The following is a 19,756-nucleotide window of genomic DNA, read 5'->3' on the forward strand; positions in this document are numbered from 1 at the left end:
CCTAAAATTCAATCAATCGACCTAGAAGCCCAGGCTGGATAGCAGATCGTCAACATCATCCTGACCGGATACAACGTCTTCACGCTTATCGGCATGAATCTGCGGACCTTCACCTTGAGACAGATTTTTTTCTTGATCTTGTTCTGTACGGATCGATTGATGGTCATGTTCGATCCCTGCAAAGCGATCGACCTGGCTGGCCATCAGCACCAGTTTGAGCAAGTTGCTTTCCACTTCCGTAACCAGTTGCGTAACGCGCTTGATCACCTGACCGGTGAGGTCCTGGAAGTCTTGAGCCAGCAAAATATCGTTGAGGTGGGCGGAGACTTCGCGGCTGTCTTTCTCTGTACGCGCCAAGAAACCTTCGACCCGTCGAGCCAGTTCGCGAAACTCTTCGGCACCGACTTCGCGACGCATAAAACGCGCCCAATCGGCACTCAAGGCGCTGGCTTCAGACGCCAGCCCGCCCATCAATGGCGTGCTTGCCTCTACCAGGTCCATCGTGCGGTTGGCGGCATTCTCGGTCAGCCTGACCACATACGACAGACGCTCGGTGGCATCAGTGATCTGCGAAACTTCTTTGGCTTGCGGCATGTTCGGGTCAATTTGAAAATTGACGATCGCACTGTGCAGCTCACGGGTCAGTTTGCCGACTTCCTGATACAGACCTCGGTCGCGAGTCTGGTTCAGCTCATGGATCAGTTGCACCGCGTCGCCAAATCGGCCTTTTTCAAGACTTTCGACCAACTCGTGTGCGTGTTTCTTCAGGGTCGACTCGAAGTCGGCCTGGGTTGAATCTGTGTGCTCCATACAGCCCCCACGGCGGACATCAGCTATTGACGCGCTCGAAGATCTTTTCGATCTTTTCTTTCAGCACTTGGGCCGTGAAGGGCTTGACCACATAACCGTTAACACCGGCCTGAGCGGCTTCGATGATTTGGTCACGTTTGGCTTCGGCCGTTACCATCAATACTGGCAAGTGCTTGAGACGATCATCGGCGCGCACATGGCGCAGCAAATCGATACCGGACATGCCAGGCATGTTCCAGTCAGTCACCAGAAAGTCGAAGTTACCGCTTTGCAGCATGGGCAGCGCGGTAGTTCCGTCGTCCGCTTCTGCCGTGTTGGTGAACCCAAGGTCACGCAACAGGTTTTTAATGATCCGCCGCATCGTTGAGAAGTCATCAACGATGAGGATTTTCATGTTCTTGTCCAATTCGACCTCCAAGCAGTCTTAAACGCATTCAGCACCTGAATACGCTGTTCAATCAAAACCGGCACAGCACACATAGGCTGCACGAAAACGACGACGGGCTTGGTAAATCAACACGCCGGAATGGACACAGAAAGTCTAAAGGACTCTCTGAACGGCTTCCGCCTAGTCTTATGCTTCGCACGCAACGCTTTGCACAGCCGGCTTACAGGCAACTCGTCACCACCAGGGGTCACGCCTTGCCCATCAACGCGCTCGCCATTCTCCCAAACGCCCTCGCAAACGAGCTGCGCACTGGCTGTGTAACTGGCTGACCCGCGATTCGCTAACCCCCAATACTTCACCAATTTCTTTGAGGTTCAGCTCTTCGTCGTAGTACAGCGCCAACACCAGTCGCTCACGCTCCGGCAAGTTGGCTATTGCATCCGCTAACGCTGCCTGGAAGCGTTCATCCTCCAGATCGCGTGACGGCTCAAGCTGAGCGCTTGCGCCATCCTCATGCAGCCCTTCATGTTCGCCGTCCTGTAAAAGATCGTCGAAACTGAACAACCGGCTGCCCAAGGTATCGTTCAAAATCCCGTAATAATCATCAAGACTCAATTGGAGTTCGGCCGCAACTTCGTGATCTTTAGCGTCACGACCTGTTTTAGCTTCAATTGATCGAATTGCGTCACTGACCATGCGTGTATTGCGGTGCACTGAACGAGGGGCCCAATCGCCCTTTCGCACTTCATCGAGCATGGCGCCACGGATACGAATCCCGGCATAGGTTTCGAAACTTGCGCCTTTGGTGGCGTCATATTTGGTAGACACTTCTAGCAAACCGATCATGCCGGCTTGGATCAAGTCTTCAACTTGTACGCTGGCTGGCAGGCGTGCCAGCAAGTGATAGGCAATGCGTTTCACCAGCGGCGCATACCGCTCGATCAGCTCGTACTGGGAGTCCTTGGACGCCTTGCTGTACATGCGATAGCCGCTGGCTGTCATAGGACTGGTCCTGCACTCGTCTGATGTACGAGCCGTTCAACGAAAAATTCAAGGTGTCCGCGCGGGTTGGCCGGCAATGGCCACGTGTCGACTTTCTGCGCGATGGCCTTAAAGGCCAGGGAACACTTGGAACGAGGAAATGCTTCGTAAACTGCCCGCTGCTTTTGCACGGCCTTGCGCACACATTCGTCGTAGGGCACAGCACCGACGTATTGTAAGGCGACGTCTAGAAAGCGGTCCGTGACCTTAGTCAACTTGGCGAACAAATTGCGCCCTTCCTGAGGGCTTTGCGCCATGTTGGCCAGCACTCGAAAGCGGTTCATGCCGTAATCGCGGTTCAGCAGCTTGATCAACGCGTAGGCGTCGGTAATCGACGTGGGTTCATCGCACACCACCAGCAGCACTTCTTGAGCTGCGCGCACGAAACTGACCACTGACTCACCGATCCCGGCCGCCGTGTCGATCACCAGCACATCGAGGTTGTCACCGATGTCGCTGAACGCCTGAATCAGCCCGGCGTGTTGCGCAGGCGTCAGGTGAACCATGCTCTGAGTGCCCGAAGCCGCTGGCACGATACGAATCCCGCCAGGGCCTTGGAGCAACACGTCGCGCAGTTCGCAACGCCCCTCGATCACATCGGCAAGGGTTCGTTTGGGTGTGAGGCCAAGCAAGACGTCGACGTTTGCCAGACCCAGATCAGCGTCCAGCAACATGACGCGTCGGCCAAGCTCTGCCAGCGCCAGTGAGAGGTTCACTGAAACGTTTGTCTTACCGACGCCACCCTTGCCGCCAGTTACTGCGATGACCTGTACGGGATGCATGCTACCCATTTTAGTTCTTTACCTTGACTTGCTTAGACCGAGGCCACATCAGTGATTGCGCGTGCGTTGCATGAACAACGTCGGCGCCACCCTTGATGCAGGTACATTCCAATGTCTTGCCCTACCCAACCCGCTTGTTCGGGCTGTGATAAAGATCCGCGAACATATCCGCCATAGCTTCTTCGCTTGGCTCTTCCTGCATTTGCACACTCACCGCACGACTGACCAGCTGGTGCCTACGTGGCAAATGCAAGTCGTCCGGTATTCGCGGTCCATCCGTGAGATAAGCCACCGGTAACTCATGGCTTATTGCCAAACTCAACACCTCTCCCAGACTGGCAGTTTCGTCCAGTTTGGTGAGGATGCAGCCCGCCAGCCCGCAGCGTTTATAGCTGTGGTATGCAGCGGTTAGAACCTGCTTCTGACTGGTAGTTGCTAACACCAGATAATTACGTGCTTTGATACCGCGACCCGCGAGACTTTCCAGCTGCATTCGCAGAGCCGGATCGCTGGCTTGCAGACCGGCGGTGTCAATTAACACCACGCGCTTGCGCAACAGCGGTTCCAACGCCTGGCCCAACGACTGGCCAGGATCGATGTGGGTGACGGATACATTGAGGATCCGGCCCAGGGTTTTAAGCTGTTCCTGAGCACCAATTCGGTAGCTGTCCATGCTCACCAGAGCGATGTTTTGCGAACCGTATTTCAAGACATAACGCGCGGCCAGTTTCGCCAGGGTCGTGGTCTTGCCCATACCAGCCGGCCCTACCATCGCAATCACGCCGCCTTCTTCCAGCGGCTCGACATCCGGGGTCACAATCATCCGCGCCAGGTGCGCCAACAACATGCGCCACGCCTGACGAGGCTCTTCAATTTCAGTGGTCATCGCCAACAGGTCCCGGGACAGCGGACCCGACAAACCGATGCGTTGCAGGCGACGCCACAGGTTGGCCTGTTGTGGACGGCTGCCTTGCAGCTGATTCCAGGCCAGCGAACCGAGCTGTACTTCGAGCAATTCGCGCAGACCGTTCAGCTCCGAACGCATCGATTCGTAAGCTTGCAGCCCGATCATTGGCTCGCTGGCGGCGCTTGCCATCGGTGCAGCAGCACGTCGAGGCTCGTCGAACGTCGGTTCGATGTGCGTTTCACCAGCTTCCAGAGACGCGCCCGTGAACAACTGGCGATTAATCAACGAATCGTTGTCGCCACGCGAACCCAATTCAGCTTGAGCGGAGACGATGCGCGATTGAGTTTTGCGCAACTCGTCTTCAAGCTCGATGTTCGGTACACGCGGTGCCAACGCGGAAAGTTTGTAATCCAGGGCAGCAGTCAGCTCTACGCCACCAGCGATTCGGCGGTTACCAATGATGGCGGCGTCAGCGCCCAGCTCATCACGAACCAGCTTCATGGCTTGACGCATATCGGCGGCGAAAAAACGCTTAACTTGCATGACTCACTACCTCAGCCGTTTGGCCCGACAGTCGCGACGATCGTGACTTGTTTGTTGTCGGGAATTTCCTGATACGCCAGCACATGCATGTTCGGTACAGCCAGCCGTCCAAACCGTGACAGCATTGCGCGAACCGGTCCTGCGACCAACAAAATCACCGGTTGCCCCTGCATTTCTTGGCGTTGTGCAGCATCGATCAAAGAACGCTGGAGCTTTTCAGCCATACTTGGCTCAAGAAGAACGCCCTCTTCCTGACCCTGACCAGCCTTCTGAAGACTATTGAGCAATATCTGTTCCAACCTTGGCTCAAGAGTGATAACAGGCAGCTGCGGCTCAATGCCCACAATGCTTTGCACGATTGCGCGGCTCAATGCGATACGCACGGCGGCCACCAAAGCGGCGGTATCTTGACTCCGAGGGGCCGCATTCGCGATCGCTTCGGCGATGCTACGAATATCCCTGACGGGAACCTGTTCTGCCAACAAGGCCTGCAGCACTTTGAGCAATGCAGAGAGCGAGAGAATTCCCGGGACCAACTCTTCAGCCAGTTTTGGTGATCCTTTAGCCAGCAATTGCATTAATTGCTGAACTTCCTCATGGCCAATCAGCTCATGGGAATGCTTATACAAAATCTGGTTAAGGTGGGTCGCTACCACGGTGCTGGCATCTACCACGGTATAGCCCAACGATTGCGCCTGACTGCGTTGACTGACTTCGATCCACACCGCTTCCAGACCAAACGCGGGGTCTTTGGCCGTAATACCGTTGAGCGTGCCAAAGACTTGCCCAGGGTTGATCGCCAGTTCGCGGTCCGGGTAAATCTCGGCTTCGGCCAAGGTCACGCCCATCAGCGTCAGACGGTAGGCACTGGGCGCCAGGTCGAGGTTGTCGCGGATATGCACCGTGGGCATCAAAAAGCCCAGCTCTTGCGAGAGCTTCTTACGCACGCCCTTGATTCGCGCCAGCAGTTGACCGCCTTGATTGCGGTCCACCAACGGGATCAGCCGATACCCCACTTCCAGACCAATCATGTCGATGGGCGTCACGTCATCCCAACCCAATTCCTTGGAGTCCTGCGCGCGTGTTGGTGATGGCAGCAGATCTTGTTGACGCTGAACTTCCATCAAGGCGTTAACCTTGACCATGTTCTGCTTCTTCCACACCAGGTAGGCAGCACCTCCAGCCAACATGCCCAAGCTGATGAAAGAAAAGTGCGGCATCCCCGGCACCATCCCCATCACCACGATCAAGCCGGCGGCCACCGCCAATGCCTTGGGTGAGGTGAACATTTGCCGATTGATCAGCTTGCCCATTTCTTCCGAGCCGGAAGCACGGGTCACCATAATCGCGGCGGCCGTGGACAAAAGCAGTGATGGCAATTGCGCCACCAAACCGTCACCGATGGTCAGCAGGGCGTAAACCTTGCCCGCATCAGCAAACGACATGTTGTGTTGAAAGACACCAACGGCCACGCCGCCGATCAAGTTGATGAACAGAATCATCAAGCCCGCGATGGCGTCACCGCGCACAAATTTGCTGGCACCGTCCATCGAACCGTAGAACTCAGCTTCTTGAGCGACTTCCAGACGACGATGTTTGGCTTGGGGCTGGTCGATCAAACCGGCGTTAAGGTCAGCGTCGATGGCCATCTGTTTACCGGGCATCGCGTCGAGGGTGAAGCGCGCACTCACCTCGGAAATTCGCCCGGCACCTTTGGTCACTACGACGAAGTTGATGATCATCAAAATCGCGAACACCACGATACCGACCACGTAGTTACCGCCGATCACCACCTCGCCAAACGCCTGAATCACCTTACCGGCGGCGGCGTGGCCCTCTTGGCCATGAAGCATGACCACGCGCGTGGAAGCAACGTTGAGCGCCAGTCTCAGCAGCGTAGCCACCAGCAGGATGGTCGGAAATACCGAGAAGTCCAATGGGCGCAACGCGTAAACGCAGACCAGCAGAACCACGATCGACAGCGCAATGTTGAAGGTGAAAAATACGTCGAGCAGGAACGGCGGGACTGGCAACATCATCATTGCCAACATGACCAACAGCAGCAGCGGCACACCCAGGTTGCCACGACCGACGCTGACCAGGTTGTTACGTGCTGCGTTGATTAATTGAGAGCGATCCACCAATTCTTTTCCTGCCCACTAAATCAAACTTTTGACGCCAAATGCGCCGTAGCAAGGGCATTGCAAGAACCTTTCCAACTATTGAAATATTGCTAAAGAACAATGAGCGCCCTTCGAGCTTGCTGCTCGCGCCTGATTCACCTGTGAAAGCTGGCTTGCCAACGAAGGCGATGTGTCAGGCGCCACTGAGTCAAGCCATTCGCAGGCAAGCCTGCTCCCACAGGTTGGGGGCTTAGCTGAGCAATACTTCAACCTGTGAAAGTTGGCTTGCCAACGAAGGCGATGTGTCAGGCGCCACTGGGTCAAGCCATTCGCAGGCAAGCCTGCTCCCACAGGTTTTGGGGCTTAGCTGAGCAATACTTCAACCTGTGAAAGTTGGCTTGCCAACGAAGGCGATGTGTCAGGCGCCACTGGGTCAAGCCATTCGCAGGCAAGCCTGCTCCCACAGGTTTTGGGGCTTGGCTGAGCAATATCTCAAACCTGTGAAAGTTGGCTTGCCAACGAAGGCGATGTGTCAGGCGCCACTGAGTCAAGCCATTCGCAGGCAAGCCTGCTCCCACAGGTTTTTTGGGGCTTGGCTGAGCAATATCTCAAACCTGTGAAAGCTGGCTTGCCAACGAAGGCGATGTGTCAGGCGCCACTGAGTCAAGCCATTCGCAGGCAAGCCTGCTCCCACAGGTTTGGGGCTTGGCTGAGCAATATTCAACTCGTGGGAGTTGGCTTGCCAACGAAGGCGATTGTCAGGCGCCACTGAGTCAAGCCATTCGCAGGCAAGCCTGCTCCCACAGGTTTGGGGCTTTGCTGAGCAATATTCAACTCGTGGGAGTTGGCTTGCCAACGAAGGCGACGTGTCAGGTTTCGCTGAATCAAGCTGTTCGCAGGCAAGCCTGGCACACAAGTTTATTCATCGCGCTGCAAGTCGGTCGGGATCGGCAGGTCGCCAAGGGGATCGGGGCGTTTGCCTCGGCCGGCGCGGTGTTGGCGGATTTGATAGACGTACGCCAACACTTGGGCCACCGCCAGGTACAGCCCGGCGGGGATTTCCTGGTCAAGTTCGGTGGAGTAGTAGATCGAACGCGCCAAAGCAGGAGACTCAAGCATCAGGATAGTGTGCTCACCGGCGATTTCGCGGATTTTCAGCGCCAGGAAATCAGTCCCTTTAGCCAGCAACATCGGCGCCCCGCCCTTCTCGGGGTCATATTGCAGCGCGACAGCGTAGTGGGTCGGGTTGGTGATGATTACATCAGCCTTGGGCACCGACGACAGCATGCGTCGCTGAGACATTTCTCGTTGCAGTTGACGAATCCGCTGTTTGACCTCGGGCCGACCTTCGCTGTCCTTGTGTTCGTCGCGTATCTCTTGCTTGGTCATCATCAGTTTTTTGTGGGCTTCGTACACCTGGAACGGAACGTCCACCGCTGCAATGATGATCAACCCACAGGCCATCCACAAAGCACTCCAGCCCAAGAGGCGAATGCTGTGGATAATCGCCGAGTCCAACGACTCATGAGCGATAGAGATCAGGTCACTTTGGTCCTTCTGCAACACGAATAACGCCACCATCAGCGTGATGCAAAACTTCGCAATGGACTTCAACAGCTCGACCAAGGCATGGGTCGACACCATGCGCTTGAGGCCCGACAAGGGGTTCATTCGGCTGAACTTGGGCGCCATGGAACTGCCCGAGAATATCCAGCCACCCAAGGTGATAGGACCAATGACCGCCGCCAACACCATGACCAGCATCAACGGCTGTATAGCCACCAGCGCTGCTTTACCGGCGTTGAGAAAATACAAGCCCATGTAGTGATCGTCCATGATCACCTCGCGCGACAAGGTGAAATTGGTGCGCATCAGATCGAGCATCATTTGTGCGATCTGACCGCCGAACACCAGCAAGCTACCCGCGCCGGCCATGGTGACGATTAACGTGTTCAGCTCCTTGGAACGGGCCGTCTCGCCTTTTTCGCGGGAGTCTCTGACCCGTTTGTCCGTGGGGTCTTCTGTTTTATCCTGGCCATTCTCGTTCTCGGCCATATCAGCGCGCCCTCACCAGGCCGCGTAGCAATTCCAATGCATTGGCGGCCAGCGGTGGAAATTGATTGAGCATATCGCCGAGGGTCATCCACAGGATCACCATCCCCAGTACCAGCGTCAGCGGAATGCCGATGGAGAACATGTTCAGCTGCGGCGCCGCGCGTGTCATGACGCCAAACGCAACGCTGACGATCAGCAAGGCGGTAATAGCGGGTAGCACCAACAGTAATCCCGCGCCTAATACCCAGCCAAAACGACCGGCCAGTTCCCAGAGATTGCCGACGTCAATACCGCTGCCGACCGGCAACGTGGTGAAGCTTTCAACCAAGACCTCAAACACCACCAGATGGCCATTCATGGAGAGAAATAGCAGCGTCACCAGCATGCTGAAAAACTGCCCGAGAACCGCTACCGAAACGCCGTTCGTGGGGTCAACCATTGAAGCGAAGCCCATGCCCATCTGGATCGAAATAATTTGCCCGGCGATGACGAACGCCTGAAAAAACAACTGAAGGGACATGCCCAGCATGGCGCCAACGATGATCTGTTCACCAATCAGCAGCAGCGCACTGAGGTCCAGCGCATGCACGGCTGGCATCGGTGGCAGGCTGGGCGCAATCACCACGGTAATCGCCAGCGAGAAATACAACCGCACCCGTGTCGGCACTAACGTCGTGCCAAAAATCGGCATGGTCATCAACACGGCCGCGACCCGGAACAGGGGGAGCATAAAGCTCGCCACCCAGGTCCCGATCTGCGTGTCAGTCAGGGCAAGTACGGAGGGCATGCGATCAACCAATCACGGTCGGAATGCTGCCGTATAGCGATTGGATGTACTCCATGAACACCCGAACCAACCAAGGGCCGGCGACGATCAACGTGACCAACATCACCAGCAGGCGAGGGAGAAAGCTCAAGGTTTGTTCGTTGATCTGGGTCGCCGCCTGGAACATGGCCACCAGCAGTCCGACGATCAGGCTCGGTACCACCAATACCGACACCATCATGGTGGTCAGCCATAACGCGTCGCGAAACAGATCGACAGCAACTTCTGGCGTCATTGCGTGCTCTCCCTTCTCATGGCGATACGCCGCCGAAACTGCTGGCCAGCGTGCCGATGATCAAGGCCCACCCGTCCACCAGTACGAACAGCATGATCTTGAACGGCAACGAAATAATCAGCGGCGAGAGCATCATCATCCCCATCGCCATCAGTACGCTGGCGACCACAAGGTCAATGATGAGAAACGGAATAAAGATCATGAAGCCGATCTGGAACGCGGTTTTAAGCTCGGACGTCACGAACGCAGGGACCAGAATCGTCAGGGGCGCCTGATCCGGACTGGCGATGTCGGTGCGTTTTGACAAACGCATAAACAGGTCCAGGTCGCTCTGACGGGTCTGCGCCAACATGAAATCCTTGATTGGCACTTGCGCCTTGAGCACCGCGTCCTGCGCCGTGAGTTTTTCGGCGAGATAGGGCTGTAAGGCGTCAACGTTCACTCGATCAAACACCGGCGCCATGATGAAGAGGGTCAGGAACAGCGCCATGCCGGTCAAAATCTGGTTCGACGGCGTCTGCTGCAAGCCCAAGGCCTGACGCAGGATGGAAAAGACGATGATGATCCGGGTAAAGCTGGTCATCAGCATGACGAACGCCGGGATAAAACTCAGCGCGGTCATGATCAGCAGAATCTGCAGATTGACCGAATATTCTTGAGCGCCGTTGGCACCGGTGGACATGCTGATCGCCGGGATCGTCAACGGATCTGCAGCGAACACCAAAGGCGCGGCCAGTACCAGCAGCAGCGTCAATACGATGCGCAACGCGGTCATTACTTCTTATCCTTATGATCCTTGCCCAGCAGCTCCATCAGACGCTGGGCGAATTCTGGCGTGGCATTTTCGCTATCAGGCACCTGCACCGGCTCTTTAAGCACATGCAGTGGCGTAATTCTTCCCGGCGAGATCCCGAGCAAAATCTGCTCCTTGCCGACTTGTACCAATACCAGCCGATCGCGAGGACCGAGTGCCCGCGACCCGAGCAGTTCGATCAACTGACCGTTGCGCGGGTTGGCGCCCTGAACCCGACGCAGCAGCCAGGCGAGTCCGAAGATCAAGCCGACAACTAACAACAGACCCAGCACCAATTGCGTCAACTGGCCCCCGATGCCGCCGCTGATCATTGTGCTAGCGGGCGCCGCGACGGCCGGCATGACCGGTTCTGCCGCCATTGCACCCACAGCTATTACGCTGAGCAACAGGGCGAAAATCACACCGGGGAGCCTGTTCATTTAGCGTAACTTCTTGATGCGTTCGCTAGGACTGATCACATCCGTCAGGCGGATCCCGAACTTTTCGTTGACCACGACCACTTCACCGTGAGCGATCAACGTACCGTTGACCAACACGTCCAGCGGCTCACCGGCCAGACGGTCGAGTTCGATCACCGAGCCTTGGTTGAGCTGCAACAGGTTACGAATATTGATGTCGGTGCTGCCCACTTCCATGGAGATCGAAACCGGAATATCCAGAATCACATCCAGGTTTGGACCGTCCAGGGACACCGCAGCATTGTTCTTTGCCACGCTGCCAAACTCTTCCATCGGCATGCGATTGGAGGCTGAAGCGTTCCCGGCATCCGCGGCGAGCAAGGAATCAATATCGTCCTGGCTGGCGTCACCGGATTCACCCAGTGCAGCGGCCCACTCATCGGCCAATGCCTGATCTTCAGCGGAGGTTATTTCTTTTTCATCGGCCATCGGTTGTCCTCGGCGAGCTTTGTTTCGTTAAAACAGCACGTAGTTCTGCTGAAATGGATGTCAGCGGCGTTCGATCGGTTCGATCACTTGCAACGCCAGGTGTCCTTTGTGTGTTCCCAGTTTGACTTTGAACGCTGGCACGCCGTTGGCGCGCATGATCAGCTCTTCGGGTAACTCCACCGGAATCACATCACCCGGCTGCATGTGCAGGATGTCGCGCAGGCGAATTTGACGACGGGCGACGACGGCGCTCAACGGCACGGAGACATCCAGCACGTCCTCTTTCAGGGCGTTGCCCCAGCGCTCGTCCTGGTCATCCAAATCGGATTGGAAGCCGGCGTCGAGCATTTCGCGAACCGGCTCAATCATCGAGTAAGGCATGGTGACGTGCAGGTCGCCGCCACCGCCGTCGAGTTCGATATGGAAGGTGGAGACCACCACCGCTTCGCTTGGACCGACAATGTTGGCCATGGCCGGGTTCACTTCCGAGTTCATGTACTCGAAGCTCACTTCCATGATCGCCTGCCAAGCTTCTTTCAGGTCGGTAAAGGCCTGTTCAAGCACCATCCGCACGACACGTAATTCTGTCGGCGTGAATTCACGGCCTTCGATTTTGGCATGCCGCCCGTCACCACCGAAAAAGTTGTCCACCAGCTTAAACACCAGCTTGGCATCCAAAATAAAGAGTGCAGTGCCGCGCAGTGGCTTGATCTTGACCAGATTCAAACTGGTCGGAACGTACAGCGAGTGCACGTACTCGCCAAACTTCATTACCTGAACGCCGCCCACCGCAACATCTGCGGAACGCCGCAGCATGTTGAACATGCTGATACGGGTGTAACGGGCAAAACGCTCGTTGATCATTTCAAGCGTCGGCATCCGCCCACGGACGATTCGATCCTGACTGGTCAGGTCATAACTTTTTACGCTGCCGGGCTCGGGTGTGCTTTCGGTCTGGACCAGACCATCGTCGACGCCATGCAGCAGCGCATCAATTTCTTCCTGTGACAGCAGGTCTTGCACGGCCATGTCGTGGTCCTACTGCAATACGAAGTTAGTGAAAAGCAATTGCTCTACGACGACTTTGCCGACTTCTTTCTGCGCCACTTCCTGCACACTGGCAAATGCTTTTTGACGCAGCAGTTCTTGTCCGATCGGCTGGAGCAGCGAGTCGAATGGCTGTCCAGAGAACAGCATGACCAGGTTGTTGCGGATAACCGGCATGTGGACTTTCAACGCGTCCAAGTCAGCCTGATTGCGACCCAGCAAGGTAATACTGACCTGCATGTAGCGCTGGCGGCCGCCTTGGTTGAAGTTGACCACAAAGGCTGGGGCCATTGGTTCGTAGATCGAAGGGAGCCTGACATCAGCGGCTTGCGCCGCGTCCACGGGCTTGGCTTGCGCCTTATGCAGAAAAAACCAGGTTGCGCCTACCGAAATGCCGACGGCCAGCAGCAACCCAAACACCACTAGGAGAATGAGCTTGAGTTTGCCTTTAACGGCGGGGTCTTTAACTTCTTCGCTCTGCGCCATGCCAATAATCCGTCACTATTCGGGGAGTTCGTAATGCGTGACGGAAGAAGAGCAAGTGTTATGCCAGATACGCGAGCGGCGGCGCCTCAGGCACACCGAAGTAGCGGGTAAGCCCGCTACCAATAGGGTCAAGCGTAGTAATCGACCTGGCTACTGCCAATGACGGTCATCGGTTGACTAACAGCAGCCACGTCCTGAATCGTGCCGTCATCAAGGCCGTCGTGGCGGTCAGAACCGCTGTTTGCGACGCTACTGCTGCCTTGGCCCTGGTTGGTCTGTTGCTGGTTCTGGCCCTGACCCTGCCAGCCGCGTGACTGATCGAAAACGCTGACATCAACCTGCCCTAGGCCTTGCTGAGCAAACGAATCTCGCAGCTTGGACATCTGCCCTTCCAGCGCTTCACGCACGCCAACATGGGCGCTCATGAAGGTGATTTGCGTCTGCTGGTCTGCGGCCATGTTGACGCGAATATCCAAACGGCCCAACTCAGCCGGGTCCAACTGGATATCGGCGGACTTCAAGTTTTGGCTTGAAAGGTACATGACCCGGTCTACTACCGCTTCACTCCATCCACTTTGGTGCATCGCCAACGGCTGGGTTAACGGCGACGCAACAGCGGTGGTAGTTAGCGCAGACACTGCGGCTTTCGGTTGTACCGCCTGACTCAACGCGGCCAAGCGGTTGGCAAAGTCATCGACACGGGTATCGGACGCTGCACTTTTCGTATCTTTCAGTCCGCCTTCGATCAAGCCCTTGAAGGCTTGATCGCCATCGCCAGGACCGGTGTTGGTGCTGGTGTTATCGGTCGGCTGCTGGTCTACAGGAACCGCCAGGTTATTGGCGACTGTCAGCAACGGATCAGTATTCTTTTGAGTGGTTGAAGTTTTTTTGTCAGCAACGGTCGCGGTCACGCCGTCAGTGGGGGTGGTCGTTGCTGCACCTTTAGTCGTGTTGATCTGCACGGCCACCTGCACAGCGGCGAGCCCCGCCAACGGGTCCGATGCAGGGTCGAACGCCGGAGCGGCGGCCGCAGTCGCCGGGGTCGCCGCAGTGGCTGGCTGCGCAACAACAAGGGCAACCATGGACGCGGGAATTTCAATCGGCGGCGGTGCGATGGCAACCGGTGGCGCAGGGTCTGGGACCGGCGGCGCAACGGCGGCAATCAAGGTTGGATCGGGAACCGGGATGACGGGCGCGGCGTCGAGCGCCAATGGATCCTTCGCCTTATCATCCGAATCTTTGTCATCGTTATTGCTATCGTCGGACCCATCGCTTTTATTGCTAACCTTGTCGGCAGGCAAGTATTTGCCGCTATCGGCAACGTCTGACGTGGAGGCGGCAGGCTTGGCGTCCGGGACAGCCTTGCCGTTGGCAACGACGGTTTTGTCTTTGATTGGCTTTTGCGCAACCTCATGGGTCGCCGCTGGCTTGGGGTCCGCCTGTTTGGCATACACGTGAGCGAAGCTGGGCGTGTTGTCCTTGACGGTCTCAACGGGTTTTACCACGTTGGTGGCGACCGTCGGTTGGGACTTGACTACAGGGGTAGTCAGCAAAAGAGGATTAGGGGCAAGGGCCATGGCGGTCTCCGTACGGGGCGCGAGTACAAAGACACTAAGCAAACGACGGGCCAGCTTTCTATTCGACTTGGATTATTCAGAGAATCGCTGGCGTTCTGCGCAGAACAAACGGCGGACGGTGGCAAATTCGCGCTCTATCTTGTGTACCCATTCCGGCGCGTCCTCCATTTCCCCGCGCTGGGTGCGCTCTTCAAGCTGTCCGCACAGCTCGGCGAGCCGAGCGGCGCCCATATTGCCGCTGCTGCCTTTGAAGCTGTGGGCCGCCATGCCCAGCCCTTCCAGGCAAGAAGCCTGGGTCAACAACGCATGGTGCAACTGCAGCAGCCGTTGTTCTGAATCGTCCAGAAAGGTATCGATCAGTATCGGGTATTCACTTTCCATGACGTCTTGCAAATTACTCAAGACACCGTAGTCCACATGGATCATCGCCACTTGTTCGCTCCTTGATCAAGAATCTGGGAATTATGCCTGAGCCCCCCAGGAAAATTCCACGCATGCCGTACGTCCATCCTCAGACCAGTGGCAATGTTGACTTAGCTTACGGACCAGATTGAGTCCGCGCCCCGATAACTCATGACCGACTGTCGGTAGACTCATCGCACGTTTCACGTCAAACCCCGCGCCACTGTCTTCAATGCGGACAGTCAACCGCCCGCCGTCTCCGAGAGGCACCACCTGCAAATGCAGGCGTATATAGCCCTCTTCAAGGTTAGCCAGACGGTTATTGCGTTCTCGGTAATAGTGGGAAAACCCCGAGGCATCGCGCTTGAGGCCGGAGTCCAGTCCAAGCACTCCGTGTTCCAACGCGTTGGTGTACAACTCGGCCAGTACGCTATAAAGCGCGCCGCTTTGACTCCTTAGCCCGTGCACTTCCAACAGCAACTGCAACAGATAGGGGAGCGGATTGAATCGTTTCAGGGTCGCCGCGCGGTATTCGAAACTCACCGACCAGTCCAGCGGGCTCGACTCACCACTGTCGGAATAGGTCACGACTTGGGCGCCCAGCAACTCGGGCTCGACCAAGGTGATTTCGACCATACTCACGTCATCCCTAACGTCTCCACGGAAGTCGTTCAGGGCCTCCTGGATTTCACCAATCAGCGCGTCGGGTTCGCGATTGGCCGCAAAAACAGTGTTAAGGCGCTCCACCCCAAACAAGCGGTCGTCGATGTCACTGGTGTCGAGCACCCCGTCTGACAATAGAAAAATCCGGTCGCCCATCGCCAACGGATGGACTTCGGTTTTGTCATCAAAACGATTGGGATCCAGCACGCCCAGGGGCAAATGACGCGATACCAACGGCGTGCGCTTCCCGCTGGCAACGTGATGCAAATAGCCGTCGGGCAGTCCACCGTTCCACACCTCGACCTGACGCACGTTGAAGTTGACGCTCAACAGGGTCGCGCAACAAAACATGTCCACCGGCAAGATACGCTTGAGCTTGGCGTTCATCTCTCTAAGGGTTTGCGCCAAACCGTAACCCTTTGCGGTCATTCCATAGAACACCTCGGCCAACGGCATCGCGCCCACTGCCGCAGGCAAACCATGGCCGGTGAAATCACCGAGCAATACGTGCATGTTCCCAGCCGGGGTGTAGGCCGCGAGCAGCAAATCGCCGTTGAACAGCGCGTAAGGCGATTGAAGATAACGAATATTCGGTGCGCTCAAACAGCCGGAGTGCGCAACCTGATCAAACACTGCCTTAGCAACCCGCTGCTCATTGAGCAAGTAATCGTGGTGCTTGGTGATTTGATCGCGTTGTCGAAGCACCGTTTCGTGCAAGCGCCGCAAGCGGTCCATGGCGTTGATTTTGGCCGCGAGGATGATTTGGTTGTAAGGCTTGGCAACAAAATCATCGCCCCCGGCATCGAGGCAACGCACCAACGCTTCGCTTTCGCTCAGCGACGTCAGAAAGATGATCGGCACCAACGACTCGCCCGCCATCTGCTTGATTCGCCGCGCGGCTTCAAATCCGTCCATGACCGGCATCAAGGCATCCAGCAACACTAACTGTGGACGCTCCCGCTCAAAGACCTCCACCGCCTCCTGGCCATTGCTGACGCTTATCACGCGATGACCCTGTCGCCGAACGATGGTGCTCAACAGCAAGCGATCACTGGCATTGTCGTCAGCAATCAAAATGCACAGGCTCTCGGGCGCGCCGGTCACCGGTCAGCCGATCGTGAAGAGTTTGGAAAAGTTGGAGATGGTCAGAATGGTGTCCACGTCCTTGTTGCAGTTGATCAGGCTTATCTTCGAGTTTTCTCCGCCCGCATGGTCGCGCAGCAGCAGCAACATACCCAGTGCTGAACTGTCTAGGTAACTCGTGCCTTTGAGGTCGACCACAAAACGCCGGGGGATTCCTTGGGCCCCTTCATAAGCACTCCGAAAATCTTGGTGCGCTGCGAAGTCAAAGCGGCCGATGATGGTAATGGTCAGCTCTTCCCCGTCGCGGGAGAGGTCGGAAGTAACGGACATGTGTGAATTCCTTGGGTCAACGAAGGGCACAGTGCAGAAAGGTTTTTAGCATTTCTAATGACCGTGCAGCAAATTCCTTATTTGGCGGCACTGACGAACCTGGCGCTTATAGAAAATCATGGCGGGGCAACCGCTGGGACAATTCGTCGAGCAGTTTTTGCTCACGCTTGTCTTCCAGTTGCCGGGCCTCGTCGATGTAACGTTGAACCAGTTTGCGAAGGCCTTCGACCCGCGCATAACACTGCTGCCAGGCGCCGCGCGCTTTGTCGAGGTTCGTTTGGTGCCAGCTCAGGCTTTGTCGTTGTTGAGAGACCGCCGTTTCCAGTTGATTAAGGAAGTTTTGGTAGTTCATCAGCCACTGGCCGGAGACGCCGGTGGCGCCCTTTTCGATCCACTGCATTTGATAGTCAGTACGGAAACGCTCAAGGTCGCCAAGCTTGGTTTCTGCCAGCTTGACCTGTCCTTGAAAATGCCCGAGCCGCTGAACCGCCGCACGCTCGGCTTTTTCCGCCATGTCGACCACCGGTGCCAGACGCACTGCACGGGGCTGAGCCATGACTAACCGCCGCCGGCGATAGGGTTGAACACTGCCGCCAGCCGCGCGCCGCTTTCTTGCAGGCTTTCATTGTCATTCAGCCCTTGGCGCAGGTACCGCACCAGTGTGGGCTGCAGCGAGATTGCCATGTCGGTTTCACGGTCACCGCCGGCCACGTAGGCGCCCACACTGATCAAATCACGGCTCTGCTGATAGCGTGACCACAGCTGTTTGAAGTGCTGCGCCTGCTGCATATGTTCTGGTGTGACCACCGAAGGCATGACCCGGCTGATGGACGCTTCGATATCGATGGCCGGGTAATGACCCTCTTCGGCCAACCGCCGGGACAACACGATGTGCCCGTCGAGCACGCCCCGCGCCGCATCCGCGATGGGATCTTGTTGATCATCGCCCTCGGACAATACGGTATAAAACGCAGTGATCGAACCGCCACCCGCCTCGGCATTACCGGCACGCTCGACCAGCTTAGGCAGCTTGGCAAACACCGAGGGCGGATAGCCTTTGGTCGCGGGCGGCTCACCAATGGCTAACGCGATTTCGCGCTGGGCCTGCGCAAATCGAGTCAATGAGTCCATCAACAGCAGGACATTTTTGCCCTTGTCGCGAAAGTATTCGGCGATTCGCGTGCAATACATGGCTGCCCGCATCCGCATCAGCGGCGCATCGTCGGCAGGGGAAGCCACCACCACCGAACGCTTGAGGCCTTCTTCGCCGAGAATATTCTCGATGAATTCTTTGACCTCACGACCGCGCTCGCCGATCAGCCCAACCACGATGATGTCGGCCTCGGTAAAGCGCGTCATCATGCCTAGCAGGACACTTTTGCCGACGCCGGTACCCGCAAACAAACCCAGGCGTTGGCCACGGCCGACCGTTAATAATCCGTTGATGCTGCGAATGCCGACGTCCAGCGGTTGGCTAATGGGGTCGCGCTTGAGCGGGTTGATGGTGGGGCCATCCATCGGCACCCAATCTTCAGCTTTCATGCCGCCCTTGCCGTCGAGCGCACGCCCGGCGCCATCGAGCACACGACCGAGCATGCCCATGCCCATGGGCAAACGACCGGTATCGGCCAACGGGACGACCCGGGCACCGGGCGCAATACCCGCGACGCTGCCGACAGGCATCAAAAATACTTTAGAACCGGAAAACCCCATGACCTCAGCTTCGACCTCCACCGGGTGGTGGCTGTCATCGTTGATCACCACGCAGCGGCTGCCCATGGCGGCGCGTAAACCTTCAGCTTCCAAGGTCAAGCCAACCATGCGCAACAAACGTCCTTCCACCACCGGTTGAGCCGCCAATTCGATGGCTTCGGTGTAGGAGCTCAGGCGCTTACTAAAGCTGGTCCGCTCAAGGTGCATCGGCGGCTTCTTTTTTAATCACGGGCTCAACGGACGGCTCGGCGGCGGACGGCACAACAGCGGCAACTGCTGGCACCGCGTCGAGATCAACACTCAGGTCGGGTGCTGCCGGGTGCAGCGCTTGATCGTGCAACTGGTCGAACATCTTCGCCAGTGCCTGGGAAATACGGGTTTCAATGGTGGCGTCGATGCGACTGTATTCGGTTTCAACCCGACAGCCTCCGGCCTCCAGGGTATCGTCCTCAACGATGCGCCAGGTTTCTTCGTGGCGCTCGCGCAAGGCTTTGACTTGCGAGAAATCTTGAGGATTGATGAAAATCCGAATGTTTTGCGCCCCCATGGGCAACAACTTCAAGGCGTCACGCAAGACCCGGCCGATTTGGCTGGAGTCGGTGACCAGTTCGCGCTGAATGACCTGACGGGTGATATGACCGACCAGTTCGATCAGGGATTTTTCAATCTGCGAATCCTGCTCGGCGATGGGTTCAAGCAAGTGCATCATCAAGCGCTCAAGACTGGCCAGCTTGCCAGCCAAGGCTACGTCAGCTTCGTGACGAACCTTAAGTTGGGTGCTGTGAAAACCTTCTTTCTCGCCGGTTGCAAAGCCCTCGTTATAGGCTTCCTGACGAATACCTTCCAACTCTTCGAGGGTCAGCGGCTGAACTTCGTCCAGCGGCACTTCTTCCATCTCGGCCGGGGTTTCCAGAGCTGGTTCTGGCTCTGGCGGTGGCTCTTGATACGGGTCGAAGCTGGGCAGCGACCAAATATCGAAGCCGCCCACGTCCTTGGCGCGAATCAGTTCGCTGGGTGCTTCTTTTTTCGGACTAAACATGTGTC

21 protein-coding genes are annotated in these 19,756 nt (G+C 56.7%); all 21 read right to left on the reverse strand.

From position 1 onward, the window contains the following. Positions 1-21: 21 nt before the first annotated feature. Positions 22-810 (reverse strand): protein phosphatase CheZ, encoded by a 789-nt coding sequence (locus RHM65_RS22825; RefSeq protein WP_322168514.1) that lies wholly within the window; start codon positions 808-810, stop codon positions 22-24. Positions 811-829: 19 nt separating this feature from the next. Next, positions 830-1,204: a chemotaxis response regulator CheY gene (locus tag RHM65_RS22830; protein WP_322184084.1), complete on the reverse strand. Its 375-nt coding sequence runs from the start codon at positions 1,202-1,204 to the stop codon at positions 830-832. Between the two features lie 255 nt (positions 1,205-1,459). Then, entirely contained in the window at positions 1,460-2,200 is a 741-nt protein-coding gene (gene fliA, locus RHM65_RS22835; RefSeq protein ID WP_322168512.1) for an RNA polymerase sigma factor FliA, read from the reverse strand. Then, positions 2,197-3,030, reverse strand: coding sequence for a flagellar synthesis regulator FleN (gene fleN, locus RHM65_RS22840; RefSeq protein ID WP_322168511.1), 834 nt, complete (start codon positions 3,028-3,030; stop codon positions 2,197-2,199). The genes fliA and fleN overlap by 4 nt, the downstream gene beginning before the upstream one ends. 112 nt (positions 3,031-3,142) lie before the next feature. After that, entirely contained in the window at positions 3,143-4,471 is a 1,329-nt protein-coding gene (gene flhF, locus RHM65_RS22845) for a flagellar biosynthesis protein FlhF (protein ID WP_322168509.1), read from the reverse strand. A gap of 11 nt (positions 4,472-4,482) precedes the next feature. Further along, on the reverse strand, positions 4,483-6,612 hold the full coding sequence (gene flhA / locus RHM65_RS22850) for a flagellar biosynthesis protein FlhA (protein ID WP_322168507.1): 2,130 nt from the start codon (positions 6,610-6,612) through the stop codon (positions 4,483-4,485). 900 nt (positions 6,613-7,512) lie between these two features. Beyond that, positions 7,513-8,649 carry a flagellar biosynthesis protein FlhB gene (gene flhB, locus RHM65_RS22855; protein ID WP_322168506.1) on the reverse strand — a complete coding sequence of 379 codons (1,137 nt, stop codon included), beginning with the start codon at positions 8,647-8,649 and terminating at the stop codon, positions 7,513-7,515. Between the two features lies 1 nt (position 8,650). Beyond that, a complete protein-coding gene (fliR, locus tag RHM65_RS22860; RefSeq protein ID WP_322168504.1) occupies positions 8,651-9,436 on the reverse strand; it encodes a flagellar biosynthetic protein FliR in 786 nt (261 codons plus the stop codon). Between the two features lie 4 nt (positions 9,437-9,440). Continuing rightward, a complete protein-coding gene (gene fliQ / locus RHM65_RS22865; RefSeq protein WP_322168501.1) occupies positions 9,441-9,710 on the reverse strand; it encodes a flagellar biosynthesis protein FliQ in 270 nt (89 codons plus the stop codon). 16 nt (positions 9,711-9,726) lie between these two features. Next, complete coding sequence (fliP, locus tag RHM65_RS22870) at positions 9,727-10,485, reverse strand: flagellar type III secretion system pore protein FliP (protein WP_322168499.1); 759 nt, start codon at positions 10,483-10,485, stop codon at positions 9,727-9,729. Beyond that, the gene (gene fliO / locus RHM65_RS22875) at positions 10,485-10,943 is read right to left on the reverse strand and encodes a flagellar biosynthetic protein FliO (protein WP_322168497.1); all 459 of its coding nucleotides are present in this window, start codon (positions 10,941-10,943) and stop codon (positions 10,485-10,487) included. Before fliO ends, fliP begins: the two co-directional genes overlap by 1 nt. Beyond that, entirely contained in the window at positions 10,944-11,411 is a 468-nt protein-coding gene (gene fliN, locus RHM65_RS22880; protein WP_322168496.1) for a flagellar motor switch protein FliN, read from the reverse strand. 60 nt (positions 11,412-11,471) lie between these two features. After that, entirely contained in the window at positions 11,472-12,440 is a 969-nt protein-coding gene (gene fliM / locus RHM65_RS22885; protein WP_322168494.1) for a flagellar motor switch protein FliM, read from the reverse strand. Between the two features lie 9 nt (positions 12,441-12,449). Next, positions 12,450-12,944 (reverse strand): flagellar basal body-associated protein FliL, encoded by a 495-nt coding sequence (fliL, locus tag RHM65_RS22890; protein ID WP_322168492.1) that lies wholly within the window; start codon positions 12,942-12,944, stop codon positions 12,450-12,452. 128 nt (positions 12,945-13,072) lie between these two features. After that, a complete protein-coding gene (locus RHM65_RS22895) occupies positions 13,073-14,521 on the reverse strand; it encodes a flagellar hook-length control protein FliK (RefSeq protein ID WP_322168490.1) in 1,449 nt (482 codons plus the stop codon). Positions 14,522-14,593: 72 nt separating this feature from the next. Next, positions 14,594-14,947, reverse strand: coding sequence for an Hpt domain-containing protein (locus tag RHM65_RS22900; protein ID WP_322170832.1), 354 nt, complete (start codon positions 14,945-14,947; stop codon positions 14,594-14,596). A gap of 36 nt (positions 14,948-14,983) precedes the next feature. Beyond that, positions 14,984-16,690 (reverse strand): fused response regulator/phosphatase, encoded by a 1,707-nt coding sequence (locus RHM65_RS22905; protein WP_322168488.1) that lies wholly within the window; start codon positions 16,688-16,690, stop codon positions 14,984-14,986. Positions 16,691-16,693: 3 nt separating this feature from the next. Beyond that, positions 16,694-16,999, reverse strand: coding sequence for an STAS domain-containing protein (locus RHM65_RS22910; RefSeq protein WP_322168486.1), 306 nt, complete (start codon positions 16,997-16,999; stop codon positions 16,694-16,696). A gap of 106 nt (positions 17,000-17,105) precedes the next feature. Beyond that, positions 17,106-17,555 carry a flagellar export protein FliJ gene (gene fliJ, locus RHM65_RS22915; protein WP_322168484.1) on the reverse strand — a complete coding sequence of 150 codons (450 nt, stop codon included), beginning with the start codon at positions 17,553-17,555 and terminating at the stop codon, positions 17,106-17,108. Between the two features lie 2 nt (positions 17,556-17,557). Beyond that, positions 17,558-18,919, reverse strand: a complete 1,362-nt coding sequence (fliI, locus tag RHM65_RS22920; RefSeq protein WP_322168482.1) for a flagellar protein export ATPase FliI — start codon at positions 18,917-18,919, stop codon at positions 17,558-17,560. Further along, positions 18,909-19,751, reverse strand: coding sequence for a flagellar assembly protein FliH (gene fliH / locus RHM65_RS22925; protein ID WP_322168480.1), 843 nt, complete (start codon positions 19,749-19,751; stop codon positions 18,909-18,911). The genes fliI and fliH overlap by 11 nt, the downstream gene beginning before the upstream one ends. Positions 19,752-19,756: the final 5 nt, after the last annotated feature.

This window comes from Pseudomonas sp. CCI4.2 (assembly GCF_034350045.1).
Taxonomy (GTDB): Bacteria; Pseudomonadota; Gammaproteobacteria; order Pseudomonadales; family Pseudomonadaceae; genus Aquipseudomonas.